This window comes from Sphingomonas sp. DC1600-2 (assembly GCF_049897605.1).
Classification (GTDB): Bacteria; Pseudomonadota; Alphaproteobacteria; order Sphingomonadales; family Sphingomonadaceae; genus Sphingomonas.
Genome location: NZ_JAFCWO010000002.1, coordinates 324,656 through 346,895, shown reverse-complemented (window position 1 = coordinate 346,895; position 22,240 = coordinate 324,656). Strand labels below are relative to the sequence as shown.

The following is a 22,240-nucleotide window of genomic DNA, read 5'->3' as shown; positions in this document are numbered from 1 at the left end:
GTGCGCGCAGCCGACATTTCTAATAATTCGAACGAAAGATACAATTTTATTCCACTGGTTGAGGGGGAGGGGCAGTGCCATCTTTGCGGCAACGGCGGGATTGGTCCGCCCCAAAGGAGATTTCCCATGGCTACCCTACCACTCGGTGCAACTGCCCGCCCCTCGACCAGCGCCGCTGCGCTTCCGCTCGTCGGCCGTACCGCGATTGCCGCGATCTTCGTCCTCAGCGGCCTGTCCAAGCTCGCCGCGCCCGCCGCCACGATTGGTTATATCCAGTCGGTCGGCCTGCCCTTGCCGCAAGTCGGCTTGGCGATCGCGCTGGTCGTGGAATTGCTCGGTGGTGTGGCGCTCATCCTTGGGTATCGCACGCGTCTGGTGGCGTCGGTGCTGGCGGTGTTCGCGATCGCGACCGCGCTCGCCTTCCACAGCGCGCTTGGCGACCAGAACCAGTTCATCCACTTCTTCAAGAACGTCGCTATCGCCGGTGGCCTGCTCAACGTCATCGCGCTGGGTGGCGGAGCGTGGAGCCTCGACGCCCGTCGCTGAACCACGGTCCTGCGCAGGAGAAAAAAAAGCCGGACGGGGTACCCCGTCCGGCTTTTTCGTGCGCGGATGTTGCGTCTATCCAAGATCGCGCCGCGTTGTGCGGTTATGTTCGCCGTGAAAGGAACTTCGATGTCCGACCCTGACCCCAACCCCGACTCGACGCCCGATGTGCCGGCCGAGGACCATGAGGAAGAGCTGATCGACGAAGGTCTCGAGGAAAGTTTCCCCGCCAGCGATCCGCCCGCTGCTCCGCGTTTCGATTGAGCGGGGCGATGCAGAAGCTGCTCGTCCTTTATGGCTCGTACCGCTCCGACCGTATGGGCATTCGCCTTGCGGATTATCTCGTCCGACGCTTTCAGGCGCGCGGGGTCGACGCCGAATTGATCGACGCAAAGGCGGTCGGGCTGCCGATGCTCGATCGCATGTATAAGGAATATACCCCCGCTGAGGCACCGTCGGCGATGGCTGCGCTGGCAGCCAAGATCCGTGAAGCCGACGCCTTTTTGTTCGTCACAGGCGAATATAATTGGGGCGTGCAGCCGGGCCTCAAGAACCTGACCGACCATTTCCTTGAGGAATGGTTCTGGCGTCCCGCCGCGATCGCCAGCTATTCGGCGGGGCGGTTGTCCGGGGTGCGCGCCGCGCAGGCTTGGCACCCGACATTGGCGGAAATGGGCATGGTCGTGGTATCGAGCACTCTCTCTATTGGGCCTATCAGTGCAACGCTCGACCCCGCGGCGCAGCCGATCGGGGGCGGCGGTGCGGCGCTGGAAGCGGGGTTCGACCGGTTCGCCGATGATCTGACCTGGTGGGCGGATGCGGCGGCGCGGCAACGCGCGGTGGTGGCACCGCCTTATTGACCACGAGCGTTCTGCTGCGTTCGCGGCAGAACGATTTCGTTTGATAAAGGTGGGGGCTAAAGCGCAGGTGCACTGGTATCGTGCGCTTCCCGTCCTTCGCCGGACAGCGCGATCGTTGCGCGCGGAGGAGCGGGGGGTCGATGAGTAGGGATGTAGTGATTGCCCATGCGCGCCCCGGTTCCTCGCGGGCAGCACCGATCGCGCCGTCGCGCCGCGCCGTCGTCACCGGCCTGTGCGCCGCAACCCTGTGCGCCGCCGCGCCCACGCCCGCCCGTCCGCAACGGATCGTCTCGCTCAACCCCTGCCTCGATGTCATCCTCGTGCAACTGGTCGACCGCCGCCGGATCGCGGCGCTCAGCCATTGGGCGAGCGAGGCCAATGGCTCGACCATCGCAGCCCTCGCGCGCACGCTGCCCAAAACCTATGAGAGCGCGGAGGAAGTGATCGCGCTCGCGCCCGATCTGGTGTTGGGCGCAAAGCTGATGCCGCTGGCGACGCGGCAGGCGCTGGCGCGCAGCGGCTTGAACACCGCTTTGTTCGATGTGCCCGAAACCATCGCCACCAGCATCGCCCAAGTCCGCGATGTCGCGCGCGCCGTGGGGGAAAGCGCGCGCGGCGAGCGCATCGTCGCGCGGATCGAGGCCGCGCTGCGCGCCGCCGCGCCGCCGCCGGGCATGGCGCCCGTCTCGGCGCTGGTGTTCATGGCCGGTGGTTTTGCTTCGGGGCCGGGGACGCTGATGGACGAACTGATGCGCCGCGCAGGGCTCAGCAACGCGATCACGCGCTATGGGTTCACCCAGTCGCGCAACGTGCCGCTCGAACTGCTGGTCGCCGATCCGCCGCAATTGCTGCTGTCAGGCGAAACCAGCGCGGGCGCGCCGGGATGGGCGCAGCGGGTGATGCAGCATCCAGCGCTGGCGCATGTCGCCGGCGGGATGCGGCGCGCGGTGTTCCCCGAGCGGCTGCTCTATTGCGGAGGGCCGGTGATGATCCCGGCGCTCGCCACGCTGGTGCGCGCGCGGCAAAGCGTGGTTGGGGCATGATGCTGCGGCGGATCGCGCTCTATGCCGGGCTGCTGGTGCTGCTCGCTGTGCTGGCGGGGCTCAGTTTGATTGCGGGGCGGGTGTGGGTGCCGCTGTCGGCCTGGAATGTCGCGAGCAGCGATCCGCGCTGGGCGATCATCGCCGATCTTCGGGTGCCGCGCACCATCCTTGGCATGTTGATCGGTGCGGCGCTTGGCCTGTCGGGCGCAGCGCTGCAGGGTTATACGCGCAATCCGCTGGCCGATCCCGGCGTGCTCGGCGTGTCGGCGATGGCGGCGCTGGGCGCGGTGCTGACGCTGTATTATGGCGCGACACTCGCCAGCATCTGGGTGCTGCCCGGCGCGGCGATGCTTGGCGCGCTGATCGGCGTGGCGCTGTTGTTGCTGCTCTCGGGCAGCCGGTCGAGCCTCGTCACCTTCGTGCTGGCAGGCGCGATCCTCAATATCGTGGCGAGTGCTGGCATCTCGCTCGCTTTGAGCCTCGCGCCGAGCCCGTGGGCGGTGGGCGAGATCGTCGACTGGCTGATGGGATCGCTGCAGGATCGCAGCGTCGATGAAGTGTGGCTGGCAGCACCCTTCATCCTCGCCGGCACCGCGCTGCTGCTGACGACGGGCCGCGCGCTCGATGCGTTGACGCTGGGCGAGGCGGGCGCGCGTTCGCTCGGCATTTCGCTGCGCCGGACACGCTGGACGCTGGCGCTGGGCGTCGGTCTCGCGACGGGCGCGGCGGTGGCGGTGAGCGGGGTGATCGGCTTTGTCGGGCTGGTCGTGCCGCATATCCTGCGCCCGCTGGTCGGCGCGCGGCCCGGCGCGTTGCTTGCCCCCAGCGCGCTCGGCGGCGCGGTGCTGGTGTTGGCGGCGGACATTCTCGTGCGGGTGACCCCGGCGGCGGGCGAAGTGAAGCTCGGCGTGGCGATGGCGGCTTTGGGCGGGCCGTTCTTCCTGGCGCTGCTGCTGACGCTCCGGCGGAGGATCGCATGAGCGTGCTGTCGTGCCGCGATGTGCGCGTAACGCTGGGCGGGCGCGGCGTGCTGGCGGGCGTGGACCTGACGCTCGCGGCGGGACAGGTGACGGCGATCGTCGGGCCGAATGGCGCGGGCAAATCGACTTTGCTGGCCTGCCTCGCCGGGCTGCGCACGCCTGATAGCGGGGCGGTTCATCTCGACGGCCAGCCGGTCACCGCCATGCCGCCGCGCGCGCTCGCCCAGCGGCTCGCCTTTCTGCCGCAGACGCCGGAAATCGCCTGGGCGGTCGATGCGCGGACGTTGGTTGGCCTCGGTCGCATTCCGTTCCTCGGCGCGCGCGGCGGCGGCAGTGCTGATGCGGCAGCGGTGACGCAGGCGATGGAACTGGCCGGGGTCAGCGACTTCGCTGGCCGCGTGGTGACGAGCCTGTCGGGCGGCGAACGCGCCCGCGTCCTCATCGCCCGCGCGCTCGCCGGGGAGCCCGAATGGCTGCTGGCCGATGAGCCGCTGTCGGGGCTCGACCCGGCGCATCAGCTCGACGTGGCGGGGCTGTTCCGCGTCATGGCGCTGGCCGGGGCCGGGGTGGTGGTGACGCTGCACGACCTGACGATGGCGCTGCGCCTCGCCGACCGCGTGGTGGTGCTGGCGGCGGGCGCGGTGCTGGCCGATGGCGCGCCCGTCGACGCGCTGAGGCCGGACGTGCTGCGCGCGGCTTACGGGATCGAGGCGCGCGTGCTGGCGGGGGCGCAAAGGCCGATCATCGATGTGGTGCGCCGCGCGGGGTGAGGGGCGTCGCCTGTGCTTCTCCCTCCGTTCGTGCTGAGCGTGTCGAAGCACCTCTCTCAGCACGCGCAGAACGTCACAACCGAATAAGAGCATCGGGTGGCAACTTCCCATCGAATCCTGAAGCATCGCCAACGGCCTCCCCACACAGCACGAAGGTCGGCACTTCGATAAAGGAATTCGGAGCCGGAACTGCAAACGGTACATTCGGGGCGGGAACAGAATCGATATTTGCCCCTTCGACTATGCCAACATGGCAGATGTTGTGCGCTCGCAGGCTCCGTATCGACTGAATCAGGCGCTCGTAATTTGGGGCAGGTCCTAAACGGATCACCACGACCTTCAAAGACTGTCCGCTTTGGGTCATGGCGGGAAGTCGCACGCTTTCATCAGTGCGAGGGTCGGGGTTCCATCGACCCTTAGTCAATACGGTTGTCTTCTGGCTCGGGGACACGGACAGGACCAAAGAGTCGATCCCTACATAGGTGATCGCCGCATTGGGCCTGGTTGAATCGTAGGCGCGCCAACCGAAGAGCGCGATATTGCCGATCAGAAGAGCGGCGGCGCTGATTATGAGAAGAGTCCGTCGCCGGGGCATGGCGCACGATACCATCCCCATGCTTTCCCTTCTATAGGTTGAGGGGGAACAGCAGGGGCGCGCCGACTTGACGCAGCGCCAGCGCCGCGCATGACAGGCGTCATGATACCCGAGATCGAACCCGCCACCGCCGCCGATGCCGCCGCCGTCATCGCCTTGTGGCACGCGTGCGGCCTCACCCGTCCGTGGAACGACCCCGCCACCGACTTTGCGCTCGCGCTGCGGGAGGCGCAGTCGAGCGTGCTGGTCGTACGCGGGGAGGGCGGCATCACCGGCAGCGTGATGGTCGGTTTCGACGGCCATCGCGGCTGGGTCTATTATCTCGCGGTCGCCCCCGCAGCGCGCCGTTCCGGCCTCGGTCGCGCGCTGATGACGGCGGCGGAAGCCTGGCTGCACGCGCGCGGCGCGCCCAAGCTGCAATTGATGGTCCGCGGCGACAACACCGCCGCGCTCGGCTTTTACGAAGCGCTCGGGCTGGCGCGGCAGGATGTCGTGGTGCTGGGGCGGTTTCTGGCGGATGGGGGAGTGGGGTGAGGGGCGCTGTTTGCGAAGTTGCTGCAGGTGACCTTGCTGGCGAAAACGCTAAGCGGCCTTAACATAGAATGGTGGAAACCTGCCGTTGGCTCGGTGCACGAATCTGCCTACTATTGGGCATGGTAATGGCTGAAAATCACCCTCCGCGTAGCCTCGGCCTTGGTGGAGACGGGGACGAGATAGCCGCGATCAAAGAAGTTGAGCGATGCTTCGGCGTTCGGCTCGACTACTCCGACTCGCAAAGCTGGGAAACGGCTGGCGACGTGTTCGCTGCGCTCCAGAGGACGCTTCCTGCCGAGCGAGCAACAGCGCGCGACACATGGGCGCGCTTCGCCAAAGCCATCTCCTCCGAAACAGGCGTCGACCCTTCGCGAGTGACGCCCGAGACCCTGTTGCTCGGCCAGCATCGGTTCGACCGCCGAGTCCTACTGGCCGTTGCGATCCTTTTCGGTTTGACGCTGGCTGTCATCCGCTACTGGTAAATGGCAGCAAGTGGGGCGCGAGCCGCCACGCTGCTTTGACCTCCGCCGATCGCCAGCGGGAAAGGGGGAAAGTGGTGGGAAGCGGACATAAAATCGAGGTCAAAAGAGGTTCCAAGCTCGCCCGCCCCACCAAACCCCGAGGCCGACATAAAACGCAAATACAAACCAAAATTGGACTGGACGCTCATTTCGCCTCGGACTGAAATTTGGACTTCCAGCGGGCATTCCGGTGCGAACCGTGCGCCATGCGAGCCAAAAGCTTGCTAAGGCTGCCAACGTGCCCAGCATCTCACTTAGCGTTGGTGGCACTGGCGGGACTGCCTTTCGACTACGGACGATTAAACACACCGCTGATTTGCCTCGTTTTTTGAATGTCCGCAACTGGGCGAAACCTCCCAGCATCCTGTCCTGCAAACACAGTCCCTGCTATGTCAAATCCGCTCTTTGAAAGTCCCCCCCCCACCGAAACGGGCTGCACTCCGCGCCGTCCCCCGCTAAGAACGCACCCTTCCTCGCAACAAGCCACGAGACCATCATGCCCGCCACCGTCTATGGAATCCCCAGTTGCGACACGGTCAAGAAGGCGCGCACCTGGCTCGCCGAGCATGGCGTCGACTATGCCTTTCACGATTATAAGAAGCAGGGTGTCGATGAGGTGGCCCTGCGCCGCTGGGTCGATCGGCTTGGGTGGGAGGTGGTGCTCAACCGAGGCGGCCAGACCTTCCGCGCGCTGCCCGAGGGTGACAAGACCGATCTTGATGCCGAGAAGGCGATTGCGATCATGCTCGCCAAGCCCTCGGCGATCAAACGCCCGATTCTCGAATCTGGCCTCGAATCCGACGCTGTGCTGCTGGCGGGGTTCAAGCCCGATACCTATCTAATGACTCTCAAGCCTTAAGGAGAGACCGCCATGCCGACTGCACGCTGGAACGGGGCCGTGATCGCCCAGTCCGAGGATACCGTTGTGGTCGAGGGCAACCATTATTTCCCCGCCGACAGCATCGTCGCCGATTATTTCGAAGCCAGCGACACGCACTCCTTCTGCCCATGGAAGGGCGAGGCGAGCTACAAGTCGCTGGTGGTCGACGGCAAACGCAACGCCGATGCGGCGTGGTTCTATCCCGACCCCAAGCCGAAGGCCGCCGAGATCAAGGACCGCTTCGCTTTCTGGAAGGGCGTCACGGTCGAATAGCGCCCGTCACCCCTCCCATTGGAACACCTCGTCCAGGGGCTTGCCGAACACCTGCGCAATGCGAAACGCGGCCTCGAGCGTCGGTGAGTATTTGCCGGCCTCGATTGCCGCAACCGTCTGCCGCGTCAGGCCGATCTTCTCGCCCAGCTCGGCTTGCGTCATTTCCCCGGCCATGAAGCGCAACAGCCGGATGTGATTGGTAATCAGCGGTTTAGCCATGCCAGCCTCGGCGATAGCTGGCGACGATGATGCCATATCGCACAGTCTCCGCGATCACCAAGGCGAGCAAGGCCGTATTGATGATCTTCCAGCGCGAATCGGTGAAAGGCATCACCACGCCGACCAGGATCATCCCGACCATCAGCACATAATAGCCCATGCTCGCGCCACGGCGGGCGATGGCACGGTCGCGCTCATCGGGACGGGCCTGCGCCTCCCGCCTCGCCTGAACCGCGAGCAGGATACTGCCGATGATGACGACGACGACCTGTACGCCGGTTATGCCGCCGAACCACCACACGATCGTGATCGGGCGGGGATCGGGGCCGTGGGGTGCCAGCAGAACCCAGCCGAAATAGACGCTGTACGCGACAAGCATACAGGCAAGCGTCAGCCACGCCGTTTTTTCGCGAAATGCCATGTCAGTTCCCCCGGCGACGATCGGGCATCGCGATCGATTGTGATCCGCAGGGTGCCTTGCCAACCAGCGTCGCAGACTTTGCGGCAATTCTCATGAAAAGCACTGTGAACCTCCTGTCCGACTCGACAAACTTGAGGTAAATGATATTTTACATAGAGTCAATTTTGTCGAACGTTCGAAATATCGAAAGCTGGCGCGGCGTCGCGCGATCGGCTACCCGGTTGGGCCATGTCCACGACCTTCACCATCGACACCGCGACCAGTCGCGCCAACCCGACCCCCGCGCCGATGAAGCGCCTTACCGTGCCGTCGATCCGCGCGCGCAAGGGGGCGGAGCCGCTGGTGATGTTGACCGCCTACACCGTGCGCACCGCGCAATTGCTCGATCCGCATTGCGACATGCTGCTGGTGGGCGATAGTCTGGGGCAGGTGGTGTACGGCCTGCCCTCCACCGTGCCGGTCACGCTGGAGATGATGGCGGCGCATGGCGCGGCGGTGGTACGCGGCAGCTATCATGCGGTGGTGGTGATCGACATGCCGTTCGGCAGCTACGAAGCCTCGCCCGAAAAGGCGTTTGAAAGTGCTGCGTATCTGCTCAAGCAGACCGGTGCGGCGGCGGTGAAGCTCGAAGGCGGCCGGGCGATGGCCCCCACGGTCAAATTCCTGTCCGAACGCGGCATTCCCGTTATGGGGCATGTCGGGCTCACCCCGCAGGCGGTCAACACGCTCGGCGGCTATGGCGCGCGCGGGCGAACTCAGGCGGAAGCCGCCAAGATCATCGACGATGGCCAGGCGATTGCCGCGGCGGGAGCCTTCGCGCTGGTGATCGAGGGCGTGGTCGAACCGATCGCAATCGAGCTGACGCGCACGATCGATTGTCCGACCATCGGCATCGGTGCCTCGGCGCAGTGCGACGGGCAAGTGCTGGTGGCGGAGGATATGCTCGGCCTGTTCGATCGCACTGCCCGCTTCGTGAAGAAATTCGATGATCTTGCAGGCCGTATTTCCGCCGCGGTTGAAACCTATGCGGCGGATGTCCGGTCGCGCGCCTTCCCCGGTGCCGAGCAAATCTATGCCCCAAAGGACTGACGCCGCTTAGGAGTTCCGCCCGATTTTTTGAGCGCTTTTGTTTGTCTTCCGGCGCGGCTAAGGTCCGCGCCTCCCCGCCCTGATCCGATGGAGTTTCCCCCTTGGCTGTGCCGCCGAATACCGATGCCGCATTCCTGCGTGAAGTCGACGAGGAACTGCGTCGCGATCAACTGGCCAAGGCCGCGCGGCGCTACGGCATCGCCGCCATTGCCGTCATATTGCTCGCGCTTGTTGGCTTTGGCGGGTGGTTGCTGTGGCAATCGCATGAGCAATCGGTCGCGGGCGAGCAGGGCGAAGCACTGTCGAAGGCCTATGAAGACATGGGCAGCAACCGCATCGATTCGGCCAATGCCAAGCTGACCACGCTGGCGACCTCCAATATCGGCGGCTACCGCGCGCTGGCGTTGATGAGCCAGGCCGATTTGCTGTTGCAGAAGCAGGATTTGCGCGGGGCCGCCGCGAAGTTCGCGCAGGTCGCGGGCGATACCTCGATCGGCCAGCCGCTCCGCGACGTCGCGTTGATCCGCCAGACCACTGCCGAATTTGACTCGCTGAAGCCCGACGTCGTCATCGCGCGGCTGCGCGGGATCGCGGTCAAGGGCAATCCCTGGTTCGGCAACGCCGGAGAGCTTGTCGCGATTTCCTATCTCCGCCAGAATCGGCGGGATCTCGCGGGTGTGCTGTACGGTCAGATCGCGCGCGATCCGACCACGGAGGAGACGCTGCGGCAACGCGCGGTTCAGATGGCGGGCGTATTGGGTGTGGATGCCGTCACCGAGGCTAAGGAACAGAAATCGCAATGAAGATGACCAACCGCTTTCTCGTCGTGGCCGTGACTGCTGTCGCGCTCAGCGGCTGCGCTTCGATGAAGGGCAAGAAGAAAACGCCGGTGCTGGGGCAGCGCATCGCGATCTTGGCCGGGGAGCATGACGTGCTCGCCGACAAGACCATTGCGGGTGTCGATGTGCTCGTGCCGCCTGCGGCACCCAATGACAGTTGGGCCCAGCCCGGTGGCAGCGCGTCCAAGTCGCTTGGTCAATTGAGCCTCGGCTCGTCTTTGTCGCGGGCATGGAGCGCCTCGATCGACGGGGGCAGCAATCGCCAACGCCTGGGAGCCGCGCCGGTTATCGCTGACGGTCGACTGTATGCGATCGACGTCGATGCGACGATCCACGCCTTTTCGTCGACGACGGGGGCGGCTGTTTGGTCCACCAACGTGGCCGAAACGCACAAGGGCAAGATCGACAAGAAGACCCGCGGCGCGCGCTTTGGCGGCGGCGTGAGCTTCGATGATGGCAAGATCTTTGCCACTGACGGCCTGGGCGATGTCGTCGCGCTCGAGGCAGCGACTGGCAAGGTGCTGTGGCGCGTCAAGCCGGGTGCTCCGCTGCGCGGCGCGCCGACCGTGGCCAATGGGCAGATCTATATCCTGAGCCAGGACAATCAGCTTTACGCGTTGTCGCAGGCCGATGGCGCTGTCGTGTGGACGCAGTCGGGCTCGATCGAGACGCAAGGCGTGTTTGGCGTGGCCGCTCCGGCCGTCAGCCAGGGGACCGTGGTCGCGGGCTTCTCGTCGGGCGAACTCAACGCCTATCGCTATGAAAACGGCCGCACGCTGTGGCAGGACGCGCTGTCGCGTTCGACCATCTCGACCTCGGTTTCCTCGCTGGCCGACATCGACGCCGATCCAGTCATCGATCGCGGGGTCGTGTTCGCGGTCGGGCAGGGTGGCCGCATGGTCGCGCTCGAAATCGTCTCGGGCCAGCGCATGTGGGAACAGAATTTCGCTGGCATCTCCACCCCGTGGGTGGCCGGCGAATGGGTGTTCCTGGTGACGGACGATGCTCGTCTGGTTTGCCTCGCCCGCGCGACCGGAAAGGTCCGCTGGATCAGTCAGTTGCAGCATTTCAAGAGCGAGAAGCGCAAGAAGGACGGCACGATCAAGGACAGCAAGAAGGCCAATCCGGTCACCTGGTTCGGTCCGGTGCTGGCGGGCGGGCGGCTGGTGCTGACCAATTCGCTCGGTCAGATCGTCTCGGCGTCGGTCGAAAATGGCAAGGTCGGCACGGTGATTGAGTCCAAGGCCCCGTTCACGCTGCCGCCGGTCGTGTCCAACAATACGCTGTACGTGCTCGACCAGAAGGGCCGTGTCACCGCTTACAAATGAGGTGCGGCGCGGTCCGGTTGGACCGCGCCGATGATCCATTGGGCAGGATCAGTTGGGCAGGGCGGTAATATCGACCTTTTCCACCCATTTCGGGAAAAAGGCTGGCTGGCGGTTCGACCAGCCCGACGCGGTCGCCGCCGCCTCGCTGATCGACTGCAGCAATTTGCGGCGCAGGTCGGGATGCAGATGCGGTAGCGCTGCGGCAGCACAGAAGGCTGCGGGTAGCCACGGACGAATTTCCGCACCCACCAGGCGCTCGTACAGAAAGCGATAGGCGGAAAAGGTCGTCAGCCGCCCCTGGCCCAGATCGAAGGCCGTAATGGTCAGCAGCGGCGCGAAAAGCGGCTCCACCGAATCCAGGCCACTGTCGTCCGGGATCATTGCGCGGATGTCGGGCAGGCGTGTGTAGACGCGAACTTGGGCGCGGATGCTCGCCGCTTCGACAACGTCCCTCGACCAGCGTGCCATCGCGTCATCTCGGTCGAGACCGATGTCCAGAGAGCGCCGGACATAACGCTGCGTCGCCGACGAAAAGCCAGCAAACTCCTTCATTTCCGCCAATGTCATGGCACCATTCGCCGGCTTCATTCGAGAACCCATTACATCACCCCGCGCCCAAAAAGTGCAGTTGGGCGATCATGCGCTTCGTGGCTTACTCCATGGTTAACGCGCGATCGTCCAATAGTAGTAAGCGACCATAGATTTTGTTGCAGCGCAACACGCGAGGTGGCGAATCTGGCCCAATGATGGAAAATTCTGAAAGGTGCGGCGATCGCGCAACATTTTTAGGCGAAGCGGGACCGCCGCTAAGGATCATCGGCGATCCGCGATAATCGCGGCCTCCGCGTCCTGATCATAGCCGGACGATTTGGGGGCCGCGCCGTTATCGCCCGGTTTGGTCGTCGCAGGAGGATCCGAAGCGTCCATCGATTCGTCGAGCGCGTTATCGAGCACCGCGTCCGGGCTGGTCGGATCGCGCTCGAGGCGCTTGGCAATCGACTCGTCCTGGCCCGCATTTTGGCGCGGATGATGGATCTGTGCGTTCTCCTCGGGGCTTCCCGGGGCGATCGACAAGCTGTCGAGCGCTTTCTCGTCGATCATTTTGGTATCGTGCGGCATCGTCGCTCTCCTGACTGCAATGGCTCTGAAACGAGCGGAGCGCGGACAGTGTTCCGTCAGGGCAGGCGGGTGACGGTCACGCGCTGCTGGTTCATCGTGGCGCGGCCAAACACCGTCATGAAAGCGATGTCGGTGGCATCGCGGCCAACCGCAACGCGGGCCAGTTCGGCGCTGGATGCCATGCGCGTGGCATCGACCAGATGCCAGTCGCCATCGATCCACAATTCGGCGACGGCATGGAAGTCGGGCGGGTCGACGCCTGGGGCATAGGCGGATACGCACCGGGCCGGAATGCCGCCAGCGCGCGCGAGTGCCACCAGCAGGTGCGCGTAGTCGCGGCAGACGCCGCGGCGTTCGGCAAAGGTCATCAGCGCGGTGGTCGTGCCGCTGGAGGTGCCACTGGCATATGTGAGGTGGCCTGCCACCCAATCGACCAGCGCGCTCGCCAATGGGCCTGCCGATAGCCCGCCAAATTCCTGTTCGACAAAGCCTTCCAAACGATCGGATTCGCAGTACCGACTAGGCAGCAAATAGGGGATGGTTTCGGGCGGCATCAAGCGGATCGGCGTGTCGCCCAACTCGGCGAAATCGCGCGGTTGGCGCAGGATCTCCACGGTCGCGCGATATTCGGCGTGAAACGATCCTTCCGCGTGAAGCCAGCACCGTTGTCCAATACCCTCTTCGCCGGGCACCGCGCGTAACGGCGTGTTGCTCCACACCGTGAAATCCTGCGTCAAAAGGCGCTGATCGGGGCCTTTTGCAGCTTCGATCAGCAACAGCACGTCGGCGGCACCGTCGATCGCATAATTCAACGTCACATCGATCGAGAGGCGCATCACGGACCCTTCGGCAAAAGAAAGGGCCCGATAGACATTCTATCGGGCCCAGACCGGACAGATCCGGTGCGTCGCGTATCGCGTCGATCAGTTGCGGTTGCCGAACATCCGCAGGATGAAGAGGAACATGTTGATGAAGTCGAGATAGAGGGTCAGCGCCGACATGATCACCGTGCGCTGCTCGTCTTCGGTTCCGGCGACATAGGCATAGACGCTCTTCGTGCGCTGGGTATCATAAGCGGTCAAACCAGCGAACAGCAGAACGCCGACGATGCTGATAACCAGCGCGAGCGGGCCTGACTGGAAGAACACGTTCAGCAGCATTGCGACAATCAGGCCGACCAACCCCATGACCAGGAAGGTGCCGAACGCCGAAAGGTCACGCTTCGTGGTGTAGCCGTAAAGGCTAAGCCCCGCAAAAGCGGCCGACGTCGCGAAGAAGGCCTGTGCAACCGACGTGCCGGTGTAGCGCAGGAACACCGTCGACAATGACAGGCCCATCGCTACCGCAAAGCCCCAGAACATCGCCTGCAGCGTGCCGGGTGCCATGCGGGCGGCCCCATAGCTCATGGCGAAAACGAAGCCCAAGGGTGCCAGCATGATGATCCAGGCGAGCGGACCGCCACCGATCAAAATGTGCGCCGCAGGCGAATCCAGGCCGCCCCATGAGAAGAACATGGCGACCAACCCGGTCAACAGGATGCCCGACAGCATGTAGTTGTAAACCGAAAGCATATAGCTGCGCAGGCCGGCATCGAATGCCGCCGTGCCGACGGTCCCAGCCGCCGGGAACGCCGAAGCATTCGGACGGGGATCAGACCAGTTTGCCATTGCGAGAAGCTCCTAAACACCGACCATATGTCAGATGACGGCAATATCGGCCTTTACAGCGCGGTTTTCAAGCCAATCCCGCAACCGTGCGATCCCGCCGTCGCGCAGATCGCCGACGACCGATCGACAGGAATGCGGCCCCGACGTGAAAGCACTTTCGTAATCTCGGTATGCTCTGCTAGGCTGCCGAGCAGAGCAGAAACTGCCGAGAGGATTGATCGAATGGCGACCCCACCGGGCATCGCGCCGCCGCGCGCGTCAGCCTATGCATATTACGTTCTCGGCATTCTTTTCCTGGTCTACGTGCTTAATTTTGTCGATCGGCAGATCATCTCGATCCTCGCCGAAGACATCAAGCGCGACCTGCATTTGAAAGATGAGGATCTTGGTTTCCTCTATGGCACGGCGTTCGGGGTGTTCTATTCCTTGTTCGGCATCCCGCTCGGCCGGTTAGCGGATAACTGGCACCGGGTTCGGTTGATGACCGCAGGCCTGGTGCTGTGGTCGAGCATGACCGCGCTGTCCGGCTTTGCGCGCTCGGGAGGAATGCTGGTTGCGGCGCGAATCGGCGTGGGCATTGGCGAGGCGACGGCAAGCCCGTCGGCTTATTCCCTGATTTCCGACTATTTTCCCAAGAAGTTGCGTGCCACCGCGCTCGCGATCTACTCGTCCGGCCTCTATGTCGGAGGCGGGGTTTCGCTCAGCATCGCAGGGCTCGTCGTGCATCGCTGGAACGCAGTCTATCCGGCCGGCGGACCGCTGGGGTTGCACGGGTGGCAAGCCGCGTTCATCGCCGTGGGGCTGCCGGGCTTACTGTTAGCGCTGCTGGTCGCGACACTGCGCGAGCCAGTGCGCGGTGCGGTGGAGGGACTGCCGCCGCCCGAACGGCATCCGGCCCCGTTCCGCGCCTTGCTGGCCGATCTGCTCACCATCGTGCCTCCGTTCACGCTGATTGGCGCGGCGCGTGGCGGGGGGCGGTCGTTGGCGATCAACGTGCTTGCGCTTGGCGTGGTGGCGGGCGCGATCGCGGTGTTGCGCCACTTTGGCGAACCGTGGCCGCAATGGACTGCCGTCGGGCTAGGGGCATATGCGGTCTTTTCCTGGGCCAGCGCGCTGAAGCGCCGCGATTTGCCGACCTATACGCTGGTGATCGCCAATCCGGCATTTCTCTGTGTCGTCATTGCCTATGGCTTGAACGCTTTTGTCAGCTACGGCGTCAGCCTGTGGGCGGCACCCTATGCGATGCGCACCTTGGGTGTGACGATCCAACAAGCGGGCGGGTGGATCGGCGGAACGCTGGCCTTTGGGGGTTTTGTCGGGGTGACGGTGGGCGGCATTGTCGCTGACCGACTACGGCGGCGCTTTCCGGCGGGACGGATCATGGTCATCCTGTTCGGCGCGATCGTGCCGCTGCCCTTCATCGTCATCGCGTTTCGCAGCGGGGACGTTTCGATCTTCGTCTCCGCGTTACTGGTGGCGGCAACGTGTTCGAGTACGGCGCTGGGTGCCGCAGGGGCGACGATGCAGGATCTGGTATTGCCGCGCATGCGTGGCACCGCAACGGGCGCGTTCTTCATCGGCACGACGCTGCTTGGCCTGGCGATGGGCCCCTATATTGCCGGGCGCGTTTCGACCCTGTCGGGCAGTCTTACCACCGGCGTGCTTTCGCTGCTGCTGACCGCACCGATCACGATCGGCGCGGCCATCGCAGCGTATCGATTGGTGCCACGGGCAGAAGCCAATCGTGAGGCGCGGGCGCGCGCTGCGGGAGAGGTGATCGCCTAGGCGCGCGTCAGCCCGCGCTGAAGACCCCGCAGGCAATCCGCGCCCCGCTATTGCCCGACGGGTCGGTCATCAAATCGTCCGGCTTGGCATGGACGACGATGGCCGAGCCATCGGTGTCGAGCAGCCCAGCCATCGTTGCGCCGGGCAGCAAGATGCCGATCGTCCCGCGCCCACCAGCGCCGACGATGAGATTGGGCAGATCGCCTTCATGCGGCCCCTGGGGGTTCATCGAGCCGTGCTTGGTGCCCGCCGGGTTCCAATGGCCACCTGCACTGGCGAAGTCGGGGGCGTCGCAGCGCCCGACGGTATGCACATGTGCCCCATGCGTGCCGGGCGTGAGATCGTGCACATCGAGCGTCAGTCGCAGGCCACCCGTCACTTCGGTCGCGGTCGCGCGACCGACATCGGCACCGTCCGGCGTGCGGATTTGCGCCACCGCATGCGCGCCCTCCGCGACTGGCGCGCCGACGGCGACAGTCTTTTGCGTATCGCAGCCGGTGAGGCCGAATGTCGTCAATGCAGTTGCCGCGATCACGAATTTGCGCATGCGAATCTCCTGTTGCCGCCGCGACCGTTGCTGGGCGTTAATCGCCAAACGCGCAACTGCCGCCTTAGGTTCGCTCCTTTGATTGCGTCCGTCAGACGAACCCTAGGTTCCACGACGAGCTGTTGTAATTGCCGATATTGGGCAGGACCGTGCGCATGTCGGTCGCGGAAACGCCAAACCAATTGGCGAGCGTCGAGGCATATTGGTCGACCGCGATCGTCGGCAGCAGCCGGCCCTGGCCGACGTCGTCGACCGTGCCATTGCCGATTGCGGGCGGCGTTCCATAGAAGCGCTGCCCGCGTACAGCATCGCCCATTACGAAATGCATGCTGCCCCAGCCGTGATCGGATCCGTCGTTGTTCGACACCAGCGTCCGCCCGAAATCGGAGGCGGTGAAAGTGGTTACCTTGTCGGCCACGCCCATCGCGACGGTTGTGTCGTAAAAGGCCCGCATCGCGTTTGCGAGCAGCGTGGTCTGAGTGGGATGATTGGCGACCAGCGCATCATGCATATCCCACCCGCCAAGCGACACGAAGAACACTTGCCGCCGCGCGCCCAGTTGCGACGAGACCGAGATGAGCCGCGCGACGATCTTGAGCTGATCGGCAAGGCTGTTGGACGTGGGGAAAAGCGGGAAATTGGCGGCAGGCGCGCTAGCGAGCGCAGCATTGACCTGGGCATAGGTATCGAGTGCGCGCTTGCTGATCTTGGCGTGCTCGTCCTGAAAGATGTTGGTTTGCGACGCGGCCATCAGCGTGCGCAGCGTGCTTGCGCCCGTGCTCGACCCGAACAGGGTTGAGCCATTGTTCAACAATGCGATCGGCCCACCGGTGCCAACCGCATATTGGATCGCGGTCTTGCCGGTCAGGAATACAGCGTTGCCGGTGGCGTTGATGCAGGTCAGCGTCGCCGAGCCATTGCCGCTTTGGAGCAGATCCCCGATGCGACCGCCCCAGCCCGAGGTCGCGCCCTCGGGGTTGGAGGCTTGCCAATAGCTTTGCTGGTCGTTGTGGCTGAACAGCTTCGGCGGCAGTGGCACCGAATTGGCGCTATATTGCGCCTTGGTCGTCGGCTGGACCAACGTGCCGACATTGAGCGCGACCGCCATTTTTCCCGCGTTGAACAGCGGCAGCAGCGGTGACAGCGTCGGAGCCAACGCATATTGTCTGCCGCCGGCAAGCGCGGTCGCGGGATTCAGCACGGTGGCGGCCAGCGCCGCGCGATCGAGCGCAATGTTGCTGCGGGCAGCCTGATAGAGCGCGTAGCTCGCCTGATCATAGGGCGGCAACGTGTTGGCGTAGTCGTTCCCGCCATAGAGGAACACGCAGACCAGCGCCTTGTAATCGCTGGTAACGGCCGCGGCAGCTTCGCCGATCGCGGCGAGGCTGGTGACGAACGGCATGGCGCTGCCTGCCAGTCCGAGCGCGGCGGAGCGTTTGAGGAAGGCGCGGCGGGATTGGTCGCTGGTCATGGCGCGATCCTTACTTGAAGGTCAGATAATCGGGCGAGGCCATCGTCAGCAAAATGGCGGTCATCACGCGGTTGCTGGGGCCGGTCGCACCGGTATTGGCGATGCTGTCGACCGCGGCTTTGATTGCCGCAACCGTCGCGCTGCTCAATTGCCCATTGGCGAGCACGAGGTTGACCTCGTCGATCAACGCCTGACTGTCCGCCGCGAGCGTCAGGATCGTGGTGTAGTCCGCCTTGAAGTCGCCGGTGCCATTGGCGATCAGCGCCTGCATGTAATTGATATAGGCGACGACACTCAGCTCGTTGGTGATCTGAAATTCCGGCGCGACCAGCCCCGCGCTGGCGATGGCGGTATTGGGCGGTGCATAGCCGGGACGAAAGAAATTGAAGACCGTCGCGCTGTGTCCGATCGATTGGGCGAGCCGCGAATTGGGGTTCGACGTGTCGCCGATCGCCCAGGCATTGGACGGCGACGTCGCGGAATAGGCGCGTGCCCAACCGACCAGCCGCAGCACGGGTTCGCGTAACTTGCCAGCGGTCGCGCTGGTCAAGGCCGCAGAATCGCGGGCTTCGGTATCGAGCAGGATCGCGCGGATCACGGCCTTCAAATCGCCGCGAACGCCCTTTCCATTGTCGGCGAACACGGCGGATACCCGTCCGATATAAGCGGGCGAGGGGTTGGAAGTGACGAGCCGCTGGATCAATTGCTTGGAGACGAAGGGCGGGACGTTTGGATGCGCAAAGATCGCGTCGAGCGCGAGGTTGACGGCGGCCATTCCCTCGGTTCCCGCCGGGATCGTCGTGCCGAGAAACGTCGATGCACCGGTTTCGTGCTGCGACGCCGTCATGACCAGCGGCACGCGGTAACGCTCCGGCGTCGTGCTGTCGGACGATGCCAAATTGAGTCCGGTAAATACCCGCGCCAACCCCGATACATCGGCTGGGCCATAGGTTTCGAGCGGCTTTCCCGCGTTTGTTTTGACCGATCCGTCGGGATTGAGCTGATACAGGCCGAGCGTGAACAACTGCATCAGTTCGCGCGCATAATTTTCGTCGGGCTGAGAGCCCGTGGTAGGGTTTGCCTTCCGGTTGCCGAGAAAGGTCAGGAAAGTCGCCATTGCCGCATTGGTGGTGATCGCGCCCATCAGCGTGCGGAAATTGCCAAAGGCATTGTCGAGCAGCACGTCGAAATAGGCCGCGCCGGCAAACTGCTTCCAGTTGAGGTTGAGCGCGTCGACGCCGATCACCAACATTTCCGACAGCGCGATGCCGACGCGTTGGCGCAACTGATCGGGTTCGACGATCATTTGCCGCCAGATCGTCTGGTCGAACCCCGCCAGCGAATTGATGAAGGTTGCGGCCGAATAGCCATTGGCCACGAGCCAGTCCCAGTGGCGTGTCGACCGAGACAGCGCGAATTGCGCGGTCAGCCAGCCATCGTAGCTGGCCGACTGCACGTTTGCGATCTCCGCCTTGGTCGCACCGAGCGTCGCCTGGCCCAGAAAGCGGCTGGCGGCGGCCGCTCCGATCGGGGTCGGTGTGGGCGTCGATGGCGTGGGGGTGGGGGAGCCTCCGGTGGCGCCGCCGCCGCTTCCGCCGTCTCCGCACGCGGCAAGCGCCAGCGTCGCCGCCAGCGCGGCCATGGAAGCGCCGGACAGCGCGGTGGGGTTCGCGATTTCGAGTGGAGCCGTTTCAACAGGAGCATCGGCTGCAACTACGCGATCGTCCAGGACGAGTGCTTGCTCTGTCACGCTTTTACCCCACTTCGGACCAAAGCGCGCCGGCGCGCTCGTGTCGTCCGGCGCTCCTACCAGCAAAGCAGCCCCCCCGCCATGATCTATCATAAGGCAATGCAGCGTTAAGGACGGCGTTGAGGACGGCGGGGCGAGCGGGGGATCGATCGCTCAGCGCGCAACCTTTTAGACGCTGGGCGTGGCCTCGTGCCCTTCCCCAAGCTTCCCCTCGCTGCTATCGCCCCTCGCGACTCTTGCATTCGCCCATACTGGGCGCGCCCGCGCGGCTTTTCGCCGCCTCCCCGCCGCGCCCCGTTAGGCCCCATAGGGAAGGACCCGCTGCATATGACCGCCATTGGCCAGGATACCCTCGGCACTCGCACCACGCTCGACGTGAACGGCGCGCAGTACGATTATTTCAGCCTCGCCGCTGCAGCGGAGAAGCTCGGCGATATCAGCCGTCTGCCCTTCTCGATGAAGGTGCTGCTGGAGAACCTGCTGCGCTTCGAGGATGGCGTCACCGTCACCACCGAGGACCTGCAGGCGATCATCGACTGGCAGCAGGAGCGCAAGTCCGACCGCGAAGTCCAGTATCGCCCCGCGCGCGTGCTGATGCAGGATTTCACCGGCGTTCCCTGCGTCGTCGATCTCGCGGCGATGCGCGATTCGATCACCAAGCTTGGTGGCGATGCCGCCAAGATCAACCCGCTCGTTCCCGTTCATCTCGTGATCGATCACTCGGTGATGGTTGACGAATTTGGCACGCCCAAGGCGTTCGAGGATAACGTCGAGCTCGAATATCAGCGCAACAATGAGCGCTACGAATTCCTCAAGTGGGGCTCAAAGGCGCTTGATAACTTCAAGGTCGTGCCCCCCGGCACCGGCATCTGCCACCAGGTCAACCTCGAGAACCTCGCCCAGACGGTATGGTCCTCGGTTGCGCCCGACGGCAAGAATATCGCGTACCCCGACACCTGCGTCGGGACCGACAGCCACACGACGATGGTCAACGGCCTCGGCGTGCTCGGCTGGGGCGTCGGCGGGATCGAGGCGGAAGCCGCGATGCTCGGTCAGCCCGTCTCCATGCTGATCCCCGAAGTCGTCGGCTTCAAGCTGCATGGCTCGCTCGCCGAAGGCATCACCGCGACCGATCTCGTGCTCACCGTCACGCAGATGCTGCGCGCAAAGGGCGTTGTCGGCCGCTTCGTCGAGTTCTACGGTCCGGGCCTCGATGCGCTGTCGCTCGCCGATCGCGCCACGATCGCCAACATGGCCCCCGAATATGGCGCGACCTGCGGCTTCTTCCCGATCGACGACGCCACGCTCACCTATCTGCGCCTGACCGGGCGCAGCGAGGAAAATATCGCGCTGGTCGAGGCTTATGCCAAGGCGCAGGGCATGTGGCGTCTGGCGGATGCGCCGGACCCCGTCTTCACCGACACGCTCGAGCTCGACATGTCGAACGTCGTGCCGTCGCTTGCTGGCCCCAAGCGCCCGCAGGACAAGGTCATCCTCACCGAGGTCGACGATACCTTCAACGCCGATCTCGCCAAGGTCTATAGCCGCGCCAGCGCCAAGCGCGTCCCGGTCGAAGGCCGCGACCACGACATCGGCGATGGCGACGTGGTGATCGCGGCGATCACGAGCTGCACCAACACCTCCAACCCGTCGGTGCTGGTCGCCGCCGGTCTGGTCGCGCGCAAGGCCAATGCTTTCGGCCTCAAGCCCAAGCCTTGGGTGAAGACCTCGCTGGCACCCGGCTCGCAGGTCGTGACCGATTATCTCGACAAGGCTGGCCTGACGGAGGACCTCAACGCGGTCGGCTTCAACCTGGTCGGCTATGGCTGCACCACCTGCATCGGCAATTCGGGCCCGCTCGCCGCGCCGATTTCGGCGGCGATCAACGGAAACGACATCGTCGCTGCCTCGGTGCTGTCGGGCAATCGCAACTTCGAGGGCCGCGTTTCGCCTGACGTGCGCGCCAACTTCCTCGCCTCGCCGCCGCTGGTCGTCGCTTATGCGCTCAAGGGCACGGTGACCGAGGACTTCACCACCACCCCGATCGGCCAGGCGACCGACGGCACCGACGTTTACCTCAAGGACATCTGGCCGACCAACGCCGAAGTCCGCGAAGTGATGGACGCGAACATCGATCGCGGCATGTTCCAGTCGCGCTATGCCAGCGTGTTCCTGGGCGACAAGAAGTGGCAGGCGATCGATGTGGTCGGTTCGGACACCTATGCGTGGCCGCCCGCTTCGACCTACATCGCCAATCCGCCCTATTTCGAGGGCATGTCGATGACCCCGGCACCGGTGCAGGACATTGTTGAGGCGCGCCCGCTCGCCATCCTGGGCGATTCGATCACCACCGACCACATCTCGCCGGCGGGTTCGATCAAGGCCGACAGCCCGGCAGGGGCCTGGCTGATGGAGCGCCAGGTTGCGCGCGCCGACTTCAACTCCTACGGCGCACGTCGCGGCAACGACAATGTCATGGTCCGCGGCACCTTCGCCAACATCCGAATCAAGAACGAGATGGTCCCCGGCGTCGAGGGTGGCATGTCCTCGTACAAGGGCGAGACGATGCCTATCTACGACGCGGCGATGCGCTTCAAGGCGGACGGAGTTCCGCTGATCGTGGTCGCGGGCAAGGAATATGGCACCGGCTCGTCGCGTGACTGGGCGGCGAAGGGCACCAATCTGCTCGGCGTGCGCGTCGTCATCACCGAGAGCTTCGAGCGCATTCACCGCTCGAACCTGGTCGGCATGGGCGTGCTGCCGCTGCAGTTCGCCGAGGGTGTCGACCGCAAGACCTTGAAGCTCGACGGTTCGGAAAGCTTCACGATTATGAAGGTCGCCGACATCCGTCCGCGTCAGGATGTCGAGGTCACGCTGACCCGCGCCGATGGCACGGTCGAAACCTTCCTGACGCGTTGCCGGATCGATACCGTCAACGAGCTGGAATATTTCCTCAACGGCGGCATCCTGCAGTACGTGCTGCGCAAGCTGGCGGCGTAATGC

Annotated in this window: 25 protein-coding genes; 15 read left to right on the top strand and 10 right to left on the bottom strand. The window is 64.3% G+C overall.

All coding sequences use genetic code 11. From position 1 onward, the window contains the following. Nucleotides 1-126: 126 nt before the first annotated feature. From ACP7BL_RS05075 to ACP7BL_RS05050, 6 genes are all read left to right on the top strand, one after another. Entirely contained in the window at nt 127-546 is a 420-nt protein-coding gene (locus ACP7BL_RS05075; RefSeq protein ID WP_033966559.1) for a DoxX family protein, read from the top strand. A gap of 129 nt (nt 547-675) precedes the next feature. Then, nucleotides 676-810 (top strand): hypothetical protein, encoded by a 135-nt coding sequence (locus tag ACP7BL_RS05070; RefSeq protein WP_260591593.1) that lies wholly within the window; start codon nt 676-678, stop codon nt 808-810. 8 nt (nt 811-818) lie between these two features. Further along, on the top strand, nt 819-1,406 hold the full coding sequence (locus tag ACP7BL_RS05065; RefSeq protein WP_126848689.1) for an NADPH-dependent FMN reductase: 588 nt from the start codon (nt 819-821) through the stop codon (nt 1,404-1,406). A 140-nt stretch (nt 1,407-1,546) separates the two neighbouring features. Then, nucleotides 1,547-2,449, top strand: coding sequence for an ABC transporter substrate-binding protein (locus ACP7BL_RS05060; RefSeq protein WP_426257784.1), 903 nt, complete (start codon nt 1,547-1,549; stop codon nt 2,447-2,449). After that, entirely contained in the window at nt 2,446-3,429 is a 984-nt protein-coding gene (locus ACP7BL_RS05055) for a FecCD family ABC transporter permease (protein WP_426257783.1), read from the top strand. The genes ACP7BL_RS05060 and ACP7BL_RS05055 overlap by 4 nt, the downstream gene beginning before the upstream one ends. Then, the gene (locus ACP7BL_RS05050) at nt 3,426-4,199 is read left to right on the top strand and encodes an ABC transporter ATP-binding protein (RefSeq protein WP_426257782.1); all 774 of its coding nucleotides are present in this window, start codon (nt 3,426-3,428) and stop codon (nt 4,197-4,199) included. The genes ACP7BL_RS05055 and ACP7BL_RS05050 overlap by 4 nt, the downstream gene beginning before the upstream one ends. 73 nt (nt 4,200-4,272) lie before the next feature. On the opposite strand, the gene ACP7BL_RS05045 is transcribed toward ACP7BL_RS05050, so the two are convergent. Next, entirely contained in the window at nt 4,273-4,815 is a 543-nt protein-coding gene (locus ACP7BL_RS05045; RefSeq protein WP_137902932.1) for a hypothetical protein, read from the bottom strand. Between the two features lie 81 nt (nt 4,816-4,896). Here ACP7BL_RS05045 and ACP7BL_RS05040 point away from each other — a divergent pair, with 81 nt between their 5' ends. From ACP7BL_RS05040 to ACP7BL_RS05025, 4 genes are all read left to right on the top strand, one after another. After that, complete coding sequence (locus ACP7BL_RS05040; protein ID WP_426257781.1) at nt 4,897-5,328, top strand: GNAT family acetyltransferase; 432 nt, start codon at nt 4,897-4,899, stop codon at nt 5,326-5,328. A 125-nt stretch (nt 5,329-5,453) separates the two neighbouring features. After that, complete coding sequence (locus tag ACP7BL_RS05035; RefSeq protein ID WP_426257780.1) at nt 5,454-5,810, top strand: hypothetical protein; 357 nt, start codon at nt 5,454-5,456, stop codon at nt 5,808-5,810. Nucleotides 5,811-6,345: 535 nt separating this feature from the next. Further along, the gene (locus ACP7BL_RS05030; protein ID WP_426257779.1) at nt 6,346-6,708 is read left to right on the top strand and encodes an arsenate reductase; all 363 of its coding nucleotides are present in this window, start codon (nt 6,346-6,348) and stop codon (nt 6,706-6,708) included. A gap of 12 nt (nt 6,709-6,720) precedes the next feature. After that, nucleotides 6,721-7,002 carry a DUF427 domain-containing protein gene (locus tag ACP7BL_RS05025; RefSeq protein ID WP_126848683.1) on the top strand — a complete coding sequence of 94 codons (282 nt, stop codon included), beginning with the start codon at nt 6,721-6,723 and terminating at the stop codon, nt 7,000-7,002. Nucleotides 7,003-7,008: 6 nt separating this feature from the next. On the opposite strand, the gene ACP7BL_RS05020 is transcribed toward ACP7BL_RS05025, so the two are convergent. Together ACP7BL_RS05020 and ACP7BL_RS05015 are read right to left on the bottom strand one after the other, a co-directional pair. Further along, a complete protein-coding gene (locus ACP7BL_RS05020) occupies nt 7,009-7,221 on the bottom strand; it encodes a helix-turn-helix transcriptional regulator (RefSeq protein WP_126848682.1) in 213 nt (70 codons plus the stop codon). Next, a complete protein-coding gene (locus ACP7BL_RS05015; RefSeq protein WP_426257778.1) occupies nt 7,214-7,642 on the bottom strand; it encodes a DUF2178 domain-containing protein in 429 nt (142 codons plus the stop codon). The genes ACP7BL_RS05020 and ACP7BL_RS05015 overlap by 8 nt, the downstream gene beginning before the upstream one ends. A 228-nt stretch (nt 7,643-7,870) precedes the next feature. Between ACP7BL_RS05015 and panB the strand changes: the two genes are divergently transcribed. From panB to ACP7BL_RS05000, 3 genes are all read left to right on the top strand, one after another. After that, complete coding sequence (gene panB, locus ACP7BL_RS05010; protein ID WP_426257777.1) at nt 7,871-8,731, top strand: 3-methyl-2-oxobutanoate hydroxymethyltransferase; 861 nt, start codon at nt 7,871-7,873, stop codon at nt 8,729-8,731. 107 nt (nt 8,732-8,838) lie between these two features. Continuing rightward, nucleotides 8,839-9,534, top strand: a complete 696-nt coding sequence (locus tag ACP7BL_RS05005; protein WP_426257938.1) for a tetratricopeptide repeat protein — start codon at nt 8,839-8,841, stop codon at nt 9,532-9,534. After that, complete coding sequence (locus ACP7BL_RS05000; RefSeq protein ID WP_137902935.1) at nt 9,531-10,898, top strand: PQQ-like beta-propeller repeat protein; 1,368 nt, start codon at nt 9,531-9,533, stop codon at nt 10,896-10,898. The genes ACP7BL_RS05005 and ACP7BL_RS05000 overlap by 4 nt, the downstream gene beginning before the upstream one ends. A 48-nt stretch (nt 10,899-10,946) precedes the next feature. On the opposite strand, the gene ACP7BL_RS04995 is transcribed toward ACP7BL_RS05000, so the two are convergent. From ACP7BL_RS04995 to ACP7BL_RS04980, 4 genes are all read right to left on the bottom strand, one after another. Next, entirely contained in the window at nt 10,947-11,498 is a 552-nt protein-coding gene (locus ACP7BL_RS04995) for a hypothetical protein (RefSeq protein WP_033965337.1), read from the bottom strand. 213 nt (nt 11,499-11,711) lie between these two features. Beyond that, on the bottom strand, nt 11,712-12,017 hold the full coding sequence (locus ACP7BL_RS04990) for a hypothetical protein (protein ID WP_426257776.1): 306 nt from the start codon (nt 12,015-12,017) through the stop codon (nt 11,712-11,714). Between the two features lie 56 nt (nt 12,018-12,073). Beyond that, nucleotides 12,074-12,853: a transglutaminase-like domain-containing protein gene (locus tag ACP7BL_RS04985; protein ID WP_171010549.1), complete on the bottom strand. Its 780-nt coding sequence runs from the start codon at nt 12,851-12,853 to the stop codon at nt 12,074-12,076. A gap of 87 nt (nt 12,854-12,940) precedes the next feature. Then, complete coding sequence (locus tag ACP7BL_RS04980; RefSeq protein WP_033965334.1) at nt 12,941-13,684, bottom strand: Bax inhibitor-1/YccA family protein; 744 nt, start codon at nt 13,682-13,684, stop codon at nt 12,941-12,943. Nucleotides 13,685-13,906: 222 nt separating this feature from the next. Here ACP7BL_RS04980 and ACP7BL_RS04975 point away from each other — a divergent pair, with 222 nt between their 5' ends. Then, the gene (locus ACP7BL_RS04975) at nt 13,907-15,469 is read left to right on the top strand and encodes an MFS transporter (protein WP_426257775.1); all 1,563 of its coding nucleotides are present in this window, start codon (nt 13,907-13,909) and stop codon (nt 15,467-15,469) included. Nucleotides 15,470-15,476: 7 nt separating this feature from the next. Here the strand turns inward: ACP7BL_RS04975 and ACP7BL_RS04970 are convergent, their stop codons facing one another. From ACP7BL_RS04970 to ACP7BL_RS04960, 3 genes are all read right to left on the bottom strand, one after another. Further along, entirely contained in the window at nt 15,477-16,016 is a 540-nt protein-coding gene (locus ACP7BL_RS04970; protein ID WP_033965330.1) for a superoxide dismutase family protein, read from the bottom strand. Between the two features lie 91 nt (nt 16,017-16,107). Continuing rightward, nucleotides 16,108-17,487, bottom strand: a complete 1,380-nt coding sequence (locus ACP7BL_RS04965; protein ID WP_033965329.1) for a DUF1501 domain-containing protein — start codon at nt 17,485-17,487, stop codon at nt 16,108-16,110. A 10-nt stretch (nt 17,488-17,497) separates the two neighbouring features. Beyond that, nucleotides 17,498-19,237, bottom strand: coding sequence for a DUF1800 domain-containing protein (locus ACP7BL_RS04960; RefSeq protein ID WP_341203190.1), 1,740 nt, complete (start codon nt 19,235-19,237; stop codon nt 17,498-17,500). Nucleotides 19,238-19,564: 327 nt separating this feature from the next. Between ACP7BL_RS04960 and acnA the strand changes: the two genes are divergently transcribed. Beyond that, complete coding sequence (acnA, locus tag ACP7BL_RS04955; protein ID WP_426257774.1) at nt 19,565-22,237, top strand: aconitate hydratase AcnA; 2,673 nt, start codon at nt 19,565-19,567, stop codon at nt 22,235-22,237. The last annotated feature ends 3 nt before the right edge of the window (nt 22,238-22,240 follow it).